The organism is Microcoleus sp., from assembly GCF_049646505.1.
Lineage (GTDB): Bacteria > Cyanobacteriota > Cyanobacteriia > Cyanobacteriales > Microcoleaceae > Microcoleus.
The window spans coordinates 1-13,872 of the sequence record NZ_JBARVX010000539.1 but is presented as its reverse complement, the minus strand read 5'-3'; the positions used below and the strand labels follow the sequence as shown (position 1 = coordinate 13,872).

Genomic DNA, 13,872 nt, shown 5'->3' with positions numbered 1-13,872 from the left:
CATTAGTCATTAGTCATTAGTCATTAGTCATTAGTCATTAGTCATTAGTCATTAGTCATTAGTCATTAGTCATTAGTCATTAGTCATTAGTCATTAGTCATTAGTCATTAGTCATTAGTCATCAGTCATCAGTCATCAGTCATCATTGCTGTCGCCTCCGAGCTTTCCGTACAACGTCATCAGTCCGATGGAAGATGGAAGAATTATTCCTTAAACTCGCAATTTTCAATTTTCAATTTTCAATTCCCAATTACCCAAAGAATAGGGGTACGCACTGCGCCCCCTATTAATAAACTAACTAAAGTGGTAAAGAATTATTGATTAGCCGAGTTGAACTTTAACCACGCGGTTTTTTTCTGCTTCTGCTTTGGGCAAATTCAGGTGCAATACCCCGTTTTTGTATTCAGCTTCTACGCTGTCATTTTGAATGCGAGTCGGTAGGGGAATCACGCGGCGGAAGGAGCCGTAGCGGAACTCTGAACGGGTTATGCCTTTATCTTCAGTCTTAGCTTCCGATCGCCTTTCGCCGCTAATTGCCACCGCTTCTGCGGTTACTTGTACGTCTAAATCCTGAGCTTCCATTCCTGGGATTTCTAACTTAAGGTGGATGGCTTCGGGAGTGTCATTTAGTTCGGCGGGGGGGACAAAAGCTAGCCCGTTAGATGGGCGATCTGTCGCTGGTGTCAAGCTATCAAACAACCGATTCATTTCTCGCTGCAAGGAGTCCATTTCTCGCAAAGGTTCCCAACGAATAAGTGCCATAATTGATACCTCGAATCTTTTACGTTGTTAGAGGTTGAGAAATACTTGACTCAACCTGTATTTAATATATTCCAGCTTCCGAAACAGCGATATTCGGTTTTCCGCAAAAAGGGCGATCGCCTTTCCGAACATTGGCGATCGTACTGCTAAACAATGTTAAATTTGAGATTGCATCGATAAGTTCCACCCTTAAATCTCAAATTTAAAGTCTGCTTTTTCTCCAGTCGGTCAACCCCACCGCGAATGCTGATAAGCTGCGTAGGTATCAAACAAAGCACCAACCAAACCAAAAGCTAGACCGATCGCCAAAAAACCCTGGAGGGGAGAACCGCTGCCGAAAGTAGCTAAGAACTGCAAAATCATCTCTTCTCCAGAACGACCGACTTCTTGGAAGCCAGGGACGAGGCCGATCAGCGCACAGCCAGTCAATCCCGCGCCGATCGACAATAAGGGAGCGACAAAGCTCAACAGGCTTGTCAGCAGTAAAGAGCGAAGAAAATTAGGAAATATGCTCATAAGAGTCAGTAAATTCAGCTAAACTGCCGAAAGGTGCAAGCAAACAAAACTTGTCCTTTTCTACGATAGGCAGCGATCGCCCTCCGCAGCCAATTCTGTCAAAAATCTTAAATTTTAGAGAAGAAACTTGTTTAAGATTTGTAGATAGATTTCATTTTTGGCAGTTGTTCTACAGTCAAAATCCCTTGAGCACAACAACACAGTCGAGCCTCAGTTTGTGGAGTAAGCGGTTGTTCGCAGCAATTTTATTGGGCGGCCAAGTCATGCTGCACCTGCTGACGCGCAAAATTAACCGCCGCAACACCCTCGACCAAATGGCAGCAGTTGGCCCGGAATCGCTGCTGATTGCTTTGCTGACTGCTGGTTTTGTCGGCATGGTATTTACTATTCAGGTGGCGAGGGAGTTTATTAACCTCGGTGCCGGCAATGTCGTGGGCGGCGTTTTGGCTTTATCTTTGACTCGCGAACTCGGCCCCGTTTTAACGGCGGTAATCGTGACGGGAAGGGTAGGTTCGGCTTTTGCGGCGGAAATCGGCACGATGCAGGTCACAGAGCAGATAGATGCCCTGCTGATGCTCAAAACAGACCCGATCGACTACTTAGTAATTCCCCGCGTCATTGCTTGCTGCCTGATGCTGCCAATTCTGACAATATTGTCCCTCGTCACGGGCATCATCGGCGGGCTGCTAATTGCGACGACAATGTACGGCGTCTCTCAAACCGTGTTTTTAGAGTCAGTCCGCAATTTCCTGACTCTGTGGGACATTTGCAGCGCGGCTATCAAGGCTTTTGTGTTCGGGGCTTTGATTGCTGTAATCGGTACTAGCTGGGGCTTGACCACCACCGGCGGCGCAAAAGGTGTGGGACAATCGACTACTACAGCGGTGGTGACGGCTTTGCTGGCTATTTTTGTGGTTAACTTTCTGATGACTTGGATCATGTTTCAGGGGACGGGCTCTAGCGTACTCAAAGGGCTCTAAGCTAGGAAACAGATAAAATATGAATAATTGGCAAAATTAGTTTGACTTAAACCCGTGAATACAACCGCCTCTGCGACCGCGCCCACAAATACGATCGAACTCGCCCCGAGTTTTGCGATTCCCCTAGTCCTGGTACTGGCTGCGGTACCGCTGCTGTTCGTGCAGAAGTGGGCGAGTTTGCCGCTTTCGCTGTTCGGCTTGTTTCTGATGTACCAAGCCGCCACCATCCGGCTACAATTTACTCCAACGGATTTGGACATTTATCGATCGTCCAACTTGATCCGCCGCTTTCCTTTCCGAGAATGGCAAAATTGGCGGATATTTTGGCCGGCTGTGCCGATTTTGTTTTATTTCAAAGAAATTAACAGCATTCACTTTCTGCCGGTTCTGTTCGATCGTAAAATGCTACAGACCTGCTTAGAACAGCGCTGTCCCCGTCGAGACTAAAAAAGTTGTTAATTTTAAATTTTTAGCTTTTACGTGCCCTGCGCCGAACCAAATTTCCCATGAATTCAGACGAATTTCCAACCCAAGAACCGCAAGAAACACCAGCCGCTGACGGCGAACTCAATCTCAATTTACCCGCGAAGGAGACCGACTACCAGCCTCCATCCCAAAAACGGAAAAGACCGATCGAACTTCAGAAGCCTGAAGCCCAATTACCGCTGGAAACAGACCCCTGGGACGAGCCGGATGCCGAAATTGCCGATTTCGTGGACGCAGCAGGCGTACTCGCCCAAATGGGGCCAGAAACAGACAGCTACCAATCAGAAAGTGCGGTCGAGCAAATCGAGCCAGAAACAGACTCCCAGCCAACAGCAACCGCAGCAGCGGTAACAGACATCCCTGAAAATGTTACCGAAAATTTGGCAGATAGAGTCAAAGCATTGCAGCAGCAAGAACAAGATTTGACAGCAAGAATTGCCGCCTTGGAAGCCGACAAAGCCAAGGCGATAGAAGAGTTGGGCGAGACTCAATCATCTATCGGGCGTTTGGTACAAAACGGCTTGGTTCAATTAGACGCGCGCAAACAAGCCCTACAAATCGAAGTAGAAAAACTCGAACGCCGGCGCGATCGAATTCAAAAGGAAATGCGGACAACTTTTGCAGGCGTTTCCCAAGATTTAGCAATTCGAGTCCAGGGTTTCAAAGACTATCTAGTCGGCAGTTTGCAGGATTTGGCCGCCACCGCCGAACTCTTAGATTTGACACCGCCGGTACAAGAAACGCCCAAGCAAATGTATGCGGACGAATCTGAATCCTCAGCACCAGTAAATCCCAGATTTGCCGAACAGGGATTTCAAGAACAAGCCAAACAAATTCGCCGCATCCTCGACCAATATCGCACTCTCCCCGACTACTACGGCCCGCCTTGGCAACTCCGCCGCACCTTTGAACCCATCCACGCGGAACGAGTTTCTAACTGGTTTTTTACCCAAGGAGGACGGGGGGCTTTGCGGACTATGGGTTCGCGGTTGCAAAATATCTTGATTGCTTCGACAATTATTTCTGTACTCAGAAGCGTCTACGGCTCGCGGGTGCGGACTTTGGTGCTCGCGAACAGTCCCGAACGTTTGGGAGAGTGGCGCAGGGGTTTGCAGGACTGTTTGGGGATTACTCGCAGCGATTTTGGCCCGGAATATGGGATTATTATGTTTGAGTCTGCTGAGGCTTTGGCTCAAAAAGCCGATCGACTCGTGAGAGATGGCAAATTGCCGTTAATTGCGATCGATGAAACTGAGGATTTAATTAGTTTGTCAATGCTGCAATTTCCGCTGTGGCTTGCCTTTGCTCCCGACCCGCAAAGTTTGATAGCTAAGGATTTTTGAGATGAAATCCCGGCGAATTGAATTCGCGGCTATACAAACAAAGTCCGCGCGGACTCCAAAAATTCAGGGGTAAACTAACGGGAATTTCCGGCGAATTGAATTCGCGGCTATACAAACAAAGTCCGCCTACGCGGACTCAAGAAATTTAGGGGTAAATTAACCGGATTTGCTTCTTCCTTCTTCCTGATGACGTTATACGGAAAGCTCGGAGGCGACAGCACTGATGACGTTGGATGTTGGACTTCTTCCTGATGACGTTGTACGGAAAGCAGTTGCCAGTTGTCAGTTGTCAGTTGCCAGTTGTTACCAATAACAAATAACCAATAACCAATAACAAATAACTAATGACTAATGACTAATGACTAATGACTGATGACTAATGACTAATGACTAATGACTGATGACTAATGACTTCTTCTGTACAACAAATCTCAAATTAAAAAATGGCTAGCTGGATAATTTTAAATGGCGCATTGCTAATAGCAGCTTACTTGCTGGGTTCGATTCCGACTGGGTACGCCTTGGGAAAATGGATGCTGGGAATTGATATTCGGGAGGTGGGTTCTGGTTCGACTGGCGCAACTAACGTACTCAGGACTTTGGGGAAGTGGCCGGGGTTGGGAGTGTTGCTGGTTGACGTGCTCAAGGGGGTAAGTGCGATCGTCCTAATCCGCTACATTTACTCTCTTGATTTTACCAGCCAGCTAGCAACCGCCGCCGGTCTAGAAAATACTGCAACTATTATCCCCTGGATGGCAACTTTAGCTGGTTTCTCTGCTATTTTGGGCCACAGCAAATCAATCTGGCTGGGGTTTACAGGCGGTAAATCTGTGGCGACAAGTTTGGGAGTTTTGCTCGGCTTGTACTGGCCAGTTGGTTTGGGAACTTTCGGAATTTTTGGAATTGTTTTTGCCCTGTCCCGAATTGTTTCTTTGAGTTCAATTATCGGTGCAATTAGCGTGGCTGGATTGATGTTTGCTTTAAATCAGCCGCTGGCTTATGTATTGTTTGGCATTGCGGGCGGCGTATTTGTAATTGTGCGGCACCGCAGCAACGTTCAGCGTCTGTTGAACGGTACTGAACCGAGGATTGGAGAGAAATTGGAAACAGCAGCTAGCGATTAATCGGTAGTATTGTTGTACCGCTGGTTGCAGATTACCATTTCTCTGTCCCATCTTCGATTTAAGCTTTTGCAGGATGCCTTGCAGCGCATCCTACAGCTTAGAATCCCTGAACTGAGATAATGCTGTTGAGAATGCTGTTTTGCAGTTGAGCAGGTGTTATACCCTCAACAAACCCGATTAAATCTCCTGAATTCCTGATTTTGATCGAAGTCCCTGAAGTCACAAGCGATATTGGTCTTAATAAATCTGGACTGGCAAAAGATCCCGCAGCTTGCGGAAATTCCGCCTGTACTGTAATAGGCACATTTGTCAAGTTTTCCAACACTATATCATTCACAGTCAAACCGTCTGCTAATCCAATTTTATCGAAAGGTTGTCTGAAACCTACAATGAGATCGGCATTATTGATATCTGTAACTCCGGGTTCTGCTTGCAGGACGTACAAGTTGCTGCCCCCAATTTTGAGTGAATTATTATCACCAAAAGCTGCTAAAAGGTCTCGGCCAAAACCTCCCACTAGAGTGTCATTTCCGCTACCGCTAACTAAAAGATCGTTGCCTTTACCGCCCAACAAAATATCATTTCCACCGTAACCATAAAGCAGATCGCCATCTTGACCGCCGTTGATAGAGTCATTTCCCCGATCTCCAGCTATTGCGTCTTTCCCTTTTCCCCCGAATAAAGAATCGTTGCCAAAGTTCCCTGTGATAATATCTTCCCCCTCATTGCCAAATATCAAATCGTTGTTTGTTGAGCCATCGATTGTATCGTCACCTCCCAGCAGAAAAATTCCCCCAGAAGAATTACCTAAACTTCCGATCCGTAAATCTACGTATTCGGATGTATTGTCGCCAAAGAAGCGCGACGAGCCTGATGGGTCTCTTTGTAAAGTCATAAAATATCTTCTCCGTAATATCTCGGATGTCAACATGATTAAATAAGCAAATCTAAAAGTCAATTCATATATTCATAACTTTAAGTTCATAAAAGTCATAGCCTTGAGTTCATAAAAGTCATATTTGTGAAAATATGTTGCAAATAGTAGACAAAAGAGCTATATAAGAGCGATATACTAATCAAACATCATTTACCAACTTTCAAGGCTAAATACGCGATCGATCCCAGTGAAAATTTATCGGCGTCTGTCTGCACAAGTTCTGTAAAAATAACGAATAGTGTGAAACTTATGAATGCGGAATCAGCCACAATCGTTCGGGTGAGTGTACAAGAAGCCGCCAACCTTCTAGATAATTTGGTATGCGAACACAGAGGCGAACATTTGAGCCGCTTGCAGCAGACAATTATTGAAGGAGCTTTGGAGGGTTTAACTTACCAAGAAATTCGGGAAAATTATGCGAACGCGCGCGGATATACAGTACACTACTTGGCGCGATATGTTGCTTACCATTTGTGGAAATTGCTGACAGAGGTATTGAGGAATGCAGGAATTGTTGGGCCAGAAGAAAGAGTCCGCAGAGCAAATTTGTGGGACAGCACGATGAGAGTAGCACACTCGGAATCTGTACAAAAAAATCCACACCCTGTACCGCAAGATCCGATGCTGGAGAGAAAACTGCGAATGCGTTACCGAATTACCGAACATTTGGTGAGTACCGAATTTAGCGATACCTATCTTGCGGAAGATGAAGATGTTCCCGATCGCACTTTTTGTGCAGTCAAACGCTTGAAAAGTCAGTCGAGCGAAACCACACAGCGGTTTGAGCGGGAAGCGCGAGTTTTGCGAAGGTTGGGCAAGCACGATCGCATACCGGAACTGTTAGCTCGTTTTGAGGAGGAGGGATATTTCTATTTAATAAATCAATTCATCGAAGGGCAACCTTTGAGTCAAGAATTGAGCGAAAGTAAACCCTGGCAAGAACAGGAAGTCTCTGCTTTATTGCAGGATATTTTAGAAATTCTTGCCTTCGTTCACCAGCACGATGTCATCCACCGCGACGTTCACCCTCACAACTTAATTCGGCGGGCTGCTGACGGCAAAATGGTGTTAATCGATTTCGGGGCAGTTAAAGAAATTAACCTCTCGCAGAACAGTCGGGGGCAAACGCGATCGCAGGGCGGAACTCACCGAGATTATATGCCGGCGGAACAAGCTCATGGTTCGCCGAAATTGTGCAGCGACCTCTACGCTGTCGGTTTGCTGGGGATTCAAGCCCTAACGGGGTTGCCTCCTAAGAAACTCACATTCAATCGCGATACTGGCGATATGATTTGGCGGGAAAAAGCAGAGGTTAGTTCGCCGTTTGCCTGTTTTTTAGACAACATGGTGCGCTACCATTTTCCGCTGCGTTACCCGTCAGCAACCGAGGCACTCCAAGCTTTGCAAAACTTACAGTAACGTCGCCCTAAAAGCGCGGTAACGAAACCGCCGCTATACGGCGGCGTTACATACTTGTGAGTTAATCTCTATGAACCCGTCCCCGCCCGATGGTAAAATTAAGATCGACGAGTGCGGCGAGTCGAGAGATTGTAAAAAACTTATGTGCCTGAATCCAGGGTATATTCTGCGCGATCGCTACCGAATTATCGCTCTATTAGGGGAGGGAGGGTTTGCCAGAACCTATACGGCTAACGATCTACACAAACCCGAAAATTCTCCTTGTGTCGTCAAAGAAATTAAGCCGCCTCAATCTACAGTTTTGGAGGTTTGGCAGAGGGCAAACGCTCAGTTTGAAATAGAAGCATCAGCTTTGCACCGCCTCGGTCAGCAGCACCCGCGCATTCCAAACTTAATAGATAGCTTTGAGGAGAATGGAAATTTTTACTTAATCCAAAAATACATTATCGGACAGTCGCTTAGGGACGAATTAACTACAGGTACGCGATGGACGCAAGACCAAGTAATTGTCTTGTTGCAGGAAATTCTCTCCGTTATAGAGTTCGTCCACGGACAGGGAATGGTTCACCGAGACATTCATCCCGGCAACTTAATCAGACTTTCGTGCGACGGTTCGATTGTGTTGATAGATTTTGGGGCTGTTAGAGAAATCAGCACCTTGGGTGTTACCAATTCAGGCGAGATCGCGACAACGCAGGCGATCGGCACTCGCGGTTATATGCCAGCCGAACAACTGTTGATGCCCTGGAACCCTCAGCCCTACAACGATATCTACGCTATCGGGACGATCGCAGTCCAAGCCCTCACACAGGTACATCCTAACAATCTGCCGCGAGATCCCCTCAGTTGCGAACTCCTATGGCACTACTCGACCCCCGATCGACAACTCCCGCAGGTTAGCGACAGTTTGAGAGCAGTTTTAAACAGAATGGTACGCTTTCCATACTGCGATCGCTATCACTCCGCGGCGGATGTTTTGCGGGATTTGCGTGAAGCGAAGCTATCCCGTAGGGAATCGGTAACAGCATTCCCACCACCACCGCCACAACCTTTAGAACGACCCGTGCCATCTCCGCCTCAACGCAGATTGAAAGAGCGATTGAGAATCTGTTTGTTCATCGCGATCGCAGGATTAGTCGGGCTAGGAGTATTTTTAATACATAATTTTTTCCAACCCAAAACTTGTCCTTTAATCCAGGGAGATGCTTTGAGTTGTGGCGAGGAAATCCTCATAAAAACTTCTTCGCCTCGGTTAAAGCAAAAGGGAGTTCAGGAGTTTGCCCAATCAAATTATCAATCTGCTTTTAATTTCTTCAAAAAGTCCTGGAACGAAGAATACGGCAAAGATCCAGAAACTTTAATTTACATGAATAATGCCTTTCTGGAGGCAAGCAAGAGTCCTTATTACACAATTGCTGTACCTCTTCCCATTAGTCGGATAAATCTGGAAAGTTCTACTCACCTGGGCGATCGGGCAAAAGAATTGCTGCGCGGAGTGGCTCAAGCGCAAACAGAAGTTAATTTGGGATTGCCCAATTCTAGGAGCAATCATGACTTTCCCGGTCAAGATTTTTTACAAGGTAAAGCCATTAACGGCAAAGGACTTAAAATAATTATTAGTAACGATGCGAACGATGGGAAGGAGGCAAAACAAAGAGCAATTTCACTGGTAAATAAACCGGATGTTTTAGCAGTTGTCGGTCACGCTAACAGCGAGATGACGATGCACACGGTAGATATTTACAATCAAAATAATCTGGTTTTGATGTCTCCGGGTGCCGCCACAGAAGAACTGACCTATGAACCGAGAAAATTTTTCTTTCGTACTCAATATACGAGCAGTTTAATAGCCCAAAATTTAGCGGACTACCTCCTCGCCAAGAATCAAAAACAAGTAGCAATTTTATACAATCAGGCAAGTCCATTCAGCGCATCTTTTAGGGAAGAGTTCACAAAGTATTTTCGAGACAGCCAAGGGGGGAAAATAGTCGGGATTCGCGATTTTGATTTATCTAGAAAAGACTTCAACGCCCAAAGAGCAATAAAGGAAATCCAGGCCAACAGAGAAACTGCGATCGTGTTAGTTCCCGACGATCAAGTTACGAAATCCCTAGAAAACGCATTTGAGATAATGAAACTTAACGGAGATAGGAATTGGATTGTCGGGGCATGGACGCTGATGCGGCTGCAAACTTTAGAACTTGCATCTGGGCAGCAAAAGTTGTTTAAAAAACTAATCATGTCTGTCGGCTGGCATCCCTTAAACAGCCCCAACAAAGAATTTCCTCAACAGGCTCGCTCCCTGTGGGGAGGAGATGTAAATACCCGTACAGCTTCAAATTACGATGCAGCGCGCGCAATTATAAAAGGATTGGAAATGCAGCAGCAACCCAGCCGCGAAGGAATGCAAAAAACGCTTTCATCTCCAGATTTTAGCGCTGACGGAGCAACAGGAACAATTCAGTTTGAATCGCCGAAAAATGGCAATCGGAAAAATCCTCCCAGCGATTTGGTGCATATTGTAGAATGTGCAAAAGAGCAGTTCGGCCTCACTTTTGTTCCCGTCAAGTATCCAACAGCGGCAGCGGCAGGTTTAAAGTGCGATTGAACTTGTTTCTAATTGTTTCTGTGCGTTATTCCTGACTTATTTCCCCAATTCTTGAGAGCGCAAATAAGCTGCTTTCACTGCTTCGATCAGCGCAGAACGAAAGCCGTTACTTTCTAGTTTAGCAATTCCGGCAATAGTTGTACCGCCGGGACTTGTCACCCGATCTTTCAATTCTGCTGGGTGCATTCCCGTTTCTTGCAACAGTTTCGCCGTACCGAATACTGTTTGCAAAGCTAATTGAGAGGCGATCGCCCGTGGAAGACCAGCACAAACTCCGCCATCTGTCAATGCTTCGATAAAAATTGCTACATAACCGGGCCCGGAACCCGAAAGCCCCGTCACCGCATCCAGCATACTTTCGGGAACTTCCACGACTTCTCCCACAGCGCCAAAGATGCGTTTTACCAATTCTAAATCGGTTGGTTGCACGAGTTTGCCAGGGGCGATCGCGCTCATTCCCGCCCCCACCGTCGCCGGAGTATTCGGCATCACCCGCAGCACCGATCGCCCCGGAAACGCCGGTTCTAGCTTGCTGAGCGGGACTCCTGCTAAAATCGATACTATCAGCGCCAGTGGCTGACAATTAGCAGTTTCTCCATTATTTGCTTGTTGGCGATCGGCCCCCACAGCCAACTCCAAAGCTACCGTATCAAACATTTGCGGTTTAATCGCCAAAAACAGCACTTCTGTAGCGGTAGCAACTTCTAGATTGCTGGCTGTTGTTCCGATCCCGTATGTCTGGGTCAAAAATTTGCGCCGTTGAAGTTGCGGCTCGCTGACCAATATTTCTGAGGGCAAATAAACTTTTTGTGCTATTAAGCGGGATAAGAGAGCTTCTCCCATTACCCCGCCGCCGATCGTACCAAATTTGATGTTAGTCATTAGTCAGTTGTTATTGGTTATTTGTTATTGGTTATTTGTTATTGGTTATTTGTTATTGGTTATTTGTTATTTGTTATTTGTTATTTGTTATTTGTTATTCGTTATTGGTTATTTGTTATTTGTTATTGCTTATTACTCATTGATTACTTAGTTGTCAGTCATTAGTTATTAGTCATTAGTCATTGGTTACTTAGTCATTAATGATTAGTCATTGGTTACTTAGTTGTTAGCTAATGTTATTCATCCGCAGTCTTGATTCCACAGCTATTAGTTGTTAACTAAGGACTACTGACTACTGACTACTAACTACTGACTAATGACTACTAACTAATGACTAATGACTAATGACTAATGACTAATGACTAATGACTAATGACTAATGACTACTGAACCATTTGAGCTTGTTGTTCGGCAGGCCAGACTGTCGGTGCGGGAGCAGCAGCAGCAGGGCGGGGGCGTCCTTGGGCTGGGGGCACTTCGTGAACCACACCAGACTGAGTTCTCACCTGCACGCAGCTAGGCGTAAACAAGAAAATGCTTTCGCCAATTCGCTCTTGATGACCGTCAAGGGCATAAGTACCGCCCGCCACAAAGTCTACAGCTCTTTGCGCTTGGTCTGGGTCCATTACCGTCAGGTTCAAAACCACAGATTTGCGCTCTTTAAGCGCTCGAATTGCGGCCGGCATCTCTTCAAAAGTGCGCGGCTCCATTACTACTACTTCCGAGATCCCGTTCATAGCTCCTGGCATTCCAATCACGTTATTCATTACTGATCCTACTCCCCCGTTTGGTGCAACAACATCGGTACCTGTCGATCCTACTACTGACCGCTCCCGCATTCTGCGATTTTGGCGGCGTTCTTCTTCAGCAGCAGCCGCAGCGGCATTCGGTTCGGGCGGTTGGTAGACGGTTTGAAAACGATCTCCATCCGCTTCGTCGTATTCGTAATCGTACTCAGGCTCGTTGTTGAAGCCTACAAAATCTCGTAGCTTAGAAAAAATGCTCACCATTTAAGCTCCTTCACGACTGTACTACCCCGACTATACTCGCGTTGCGGGTTAGCCGCGGGTCGCTCACTACTCTATCTCTATATTTAACCTAAGTTGTCTCGATCGGAAAATTTCCAATATTTATCCCTTCCTAGAGCCAAATAAGGTTTGTCCGATGCGTATCATGGTAGCACCTGCTTGAATTGCCAAATGATAATCTCCCGACATCCCCATCGAGAGCTGCTGCATCTTAATATGGGGCAAATTTTGCTGCTGGATTTTGTTAGCAAGTTCGCGAGTGCTGTTAAATAATTCTAGGATTTGCTCCTCATCTAATCCTAGCGGAGGTATTGTCATCAAACCTTGAATTTTTATGTGCTGGCATTTGTTTAGTTCTGGGAGGTCGGCCAGCAGTTCTGGGACGCTCCAGCCGTATTTGTCCGGGTCGGGCAAGATTTTGACTTGCAGGCAGACTTGGGGAGATCGGGACTGTTCGCCGGCTAGACGATCGAGCCTCGCGGCCAGTTTTAAGCTGTCGAGAGAGTGAATCCACTGGAAATGTTCTAGGGCTAGGGCTGCTTTGTTGCTTTGCAAGTGGCCGATTAAGTGCCAGTTGATGTCGGGCAAGTCTTGCAGTTGGTTTTGTTTTTCGAGAGTCTCTTGAACCTTGCTTTCGCCAAAATCTCGGATGCCGGCGCTGTATGCTTCGCGGATAGCATCAGTCGATACCTGTTTGGTAACGGCAATTAACCGCACTGATTCGGGCAATTGTTGGCGAATGCTGTTAATTCGAGAGGTAATGGTCATAGTTGCTCAACGTTGGGAACTGGAGAGAAGGAAAATTAGGAACGAAAATTTAATCAGTAGGGCGTGCTGAATTAATTACACTTGTATATCGCCCCAATGCCGAATCAGCGTCAAGAGTCTTTTTGTAATTAATGATGCCCGGTTACTTAATTTAAACATCTGCTACACTTCTGTGTTTCCAGAAGCGGCGAGGTAAAGAGAGGCAGAGCCTCGGGATCTGCATTACCAGGCTCTGCCTGGTAACGAGGAATTCCCAATTACGAAATTCCCAATTACCAATGACCAATGACCAATGACTAATGACTAATTACTGATTACTGATTTTCGCTATTGAAATGTACGCTTGTGAATAGCCTGCAATTGGTCGTACTCCTTGTGTAGCCCGCTGCGGCGGAGGGTTCGCAGGCGAATTTCTACCATCAGGCGAGCGTCGGAGCGGCTGACGGGTTCAAATCTCAGCCCGCCAGGGCCGTTTGTCACTAAGAAAAATAGGCGCTGCGCGTATAGGGTGGTGAATAATTCTTGGCTGTCTTCAACCTGGGATACCCTGAAGAGGAGGCCGAAGTTTGGATGGTTCAGGTATGTTTCGGTAGTCATTTACGCTCACAGTCGATCGATTTTAGTTTAAAGATTTAGATTTTAGATTTAAGTTTCGCTGGCGAATCACCCGACGGGGTGGTTCTCTGGCGGGGTACAAAGGGCGATCGCGCCATGCGGTGCAGTAGTCTGCGTCGTGGCTGAGGCTCGTGCTGCTGCTGCTGTTCCGTGCAGTTGCACGTTTGGAGCACCGCGATCGTCTCGCCGAACTTCCACATCTGCATATCGTATGCCCCGCCATCGGATGCCTAGAGCTTTGACAACAGCTTCTTTGGCTGCCCGCTAGCTGGTTGCAGGAAACTCGATTCATTTTACCTTTAATGCTGCTGTCTAGTTGACGAATTTTGTTGCTCGCAATCCCTTCGTTCGGCGGGCGTGTAAACTTTTTCGAGGAAGCGATCGCCAAACCGGTCTAATGCGGC

The 13,872-nt window shown here is 46.7% G+C and carries 15 protein-coding genes; 6 read left to right on the top strand and 9 right to left on the bottom strand.

Translation table 11 applies throughout. The features are described from left to right. Positions 1–321 precede the first annotated feature (321 nt). The 3 genes from WBA89_RS25485 to WBA89_RS25475 all read right to left on the bottom strand — a co-directional run bounded on the left by WBA89_RS25485 (position 322) and on the right by WBA89_RS25475 (position 1,278). Positions 322–762, bottom strand: a complete 441-nt coding sequence (locus tag WBA89_RS25485; RefSeq protein ID WP_424410350.1) for an Hsp20/alpha crystallin family protein — start codon at positions 760–762, stop codon at positions 322–324. A gap of 61 nt (positions 763–823) precedes the next feature. Continuing rightward, positions 824–949 (bottom strand): hypothetical protein, encoded by a 126-nt coding sequence (locus tag WBA89_RS25480; protein ID WP_424410348.1) that lies wholly within the window; start codon positions 947–949, stop codon positions 824–826. Positions 950–990: 41 nt separating this feature from the next. Then, on the bottom strand, positions 991–1,278 hold the full coding sequence (locus WBA89_RS25475) for a hypothetical protein (RefSeq protein ID WP_424410347.1): 288 nt from the start codon (positions 1,276–1,278) through the stop codon (positions 991–993). A 185-nt stretch (positions 1,279–1,463) separates the two neighbouring features. On the opposite strand from WBA89_RS25475, the gene WBA89_RS25470 reads away from it, so the two are divergent. The 4 genes from WBA89_RS25470 to plsY all read left to right on the top strand — a co-directional run bounded on the left by WBA89_RS25470 (position 1,464) and on the right by plsY (position 5,211). Further along, positions 1,464–2,258, top strand: a complete 795-nt coding sequence (locus WBA89_RS25470; protein WP_424410353.1) for an MlaE family lipid ABC transporter permease subunit — start codon at positions 1,464–1,466, stop codon at positions 2,256–2,258. A gap of 54 nt (positions 2,259–2,312) precedes the next feature. Then, positions 2,313–2,705, top strand: coding sequence for a DUF3119 family protein (locus WBA89_RS25465; protein WP_424410345.1), 393 nt, complete (start codon positions 2,313–2,315; stop codon positions 2,703–2,705). Between the two features lie 59 nt (positions 2,706–2,764). Next, positions 2,765–4,087: a DUF3086 domain-containing protein gene (locus WBA89_RS25460; protein ID WP_424410344.1), complete on the top strand. Its 1,323-nt coding sequence runs from the start codon at positions 2,765–2,767 to the stop codon at positions 4,085–4,087. 443 nt (positions 4,088–4,530) lie between these two features. Next, entirely contained in the window at positions 4,531–5,211 is a 681-nt protein-coding gene (plsY, locus tag WBA89_RS25455) for a glycerol-3-phosphate 1-O-acyltransferase PlsY (protein WP_424410342.1), read from the top strand. Positions 5,212–5,308: 97 nt separating this feature from the next. Here the strand turns inward: plsY and WBA89_RS25450 are convergent, their stop codons facing one another. Next, positions 5,309–6,106, bottom strand: a complete 798-nt coding sequence (locus WBA89_RS25450; RefSeq protein ID WP_424410341.1) for a calcium-binding protein — start codon at positions 6,104–6,106, stop codon at positions 5,309–5,311. A gap of 291 nt (positions 6,107–6,397) precedes the next feature. On the opposite strand from WBA89_RS25450, the gene WBA89_RS25445 reads away from it, so the two are divergent. Continuing rightward, positions 6,398–7,567 carry a protein kinase domain-containing protein gene (locus tag WBA89_RS25445; protein ID WP_424410339.1) on the top strand — a complete coding sequence of 390 codons (1,170 nt, stop codon included), beginning with the start codon at positions 6,398–6,400 and terminating at the stop codon, positions 7,565–7,567. Between the two features lie 70 nt (positions 7,568–7,637). After that, positions 7,638–10,175: an ABC transporter substrate-binding protein gene (locus tag WBA89_RS25440; protein ID WP_424410337.1), complete on the top strand. Its 2,538-nt coding sequence runs from the start codon at positions 7,638–7,640 to the stop codon at positions 10,173–10,175. Between the two features lie 36 nt (positions 10,176–10,211). Here the strand turns inward: WBA89_RS25440 and proC are convergent, their stop codons facing one another. From proC to WBA89_RS25415, 5 genes are all read right to left on the bottom strand, one after another. Beyond that, the gene (gene proC, locus WBA89_RS25435) at positions 10,212–11,057 is read right to left on the bottom strand and encodes a pyrroline-5-carboxylate reductase (protein ID WP_424410336.1); all 846 of its coding nucleotides are present in this window, start codon (positions 11,055–11,057) and stop codon (positions 10,212–10,214) included. A 383-nt stretch (positions 11,058–11,440) separates the two neighbouring features. Beyond that, entirely contained in the window at positions 11,441–12,067 is a 627-nt protein-coding gene (locus WBA89_RS25430; protein ID WP_424410335.1) for a cell division protein SepF, read from the bottom strand. A 120-nt stretch (positions 12,068–12,187) separates the two neighbouring features. Further along, positions 12,188–12,853, bottom strand: coding sequence for a YggS family pyridoxal phosphate-dependent enzyme (locus WBA89_RS25425; RefSeq protein WP_424410333.1), 666 nt, complete (start codon positions 12,851–12,853; stop codon positions 12,188–12,190). Between the two features lie 327 nt (positions 12,854–13,180). Continuing rightward, positions 13,181–13,450 carry a transcriptional coactivator PipX gene (gene pipX / locus WBA89_RS25420; RefSeq protein WP_424410331.1) on the bottom strand — a complete coding sequence of 90 codons (270 nt, stop codon included), beginning with the start codon at positions 13,448–13,450 and terminating at the stop codon, positions 13,181–13,183. Between the two features lie 66 nt (positions 13,451–13,516). After that, positions 13,517–13,681: a hypothetical protein gene (locus WBA89_RS25415; protein WP_424410351.1), complete on the bottom strand. Its 165-nt coding sequence runs from the start codon at positions 13,679–13,681 to the stop codon at positions 13,517–13,519. Positions 13,682–13,872: the final 191 nt, after the last annotated feature.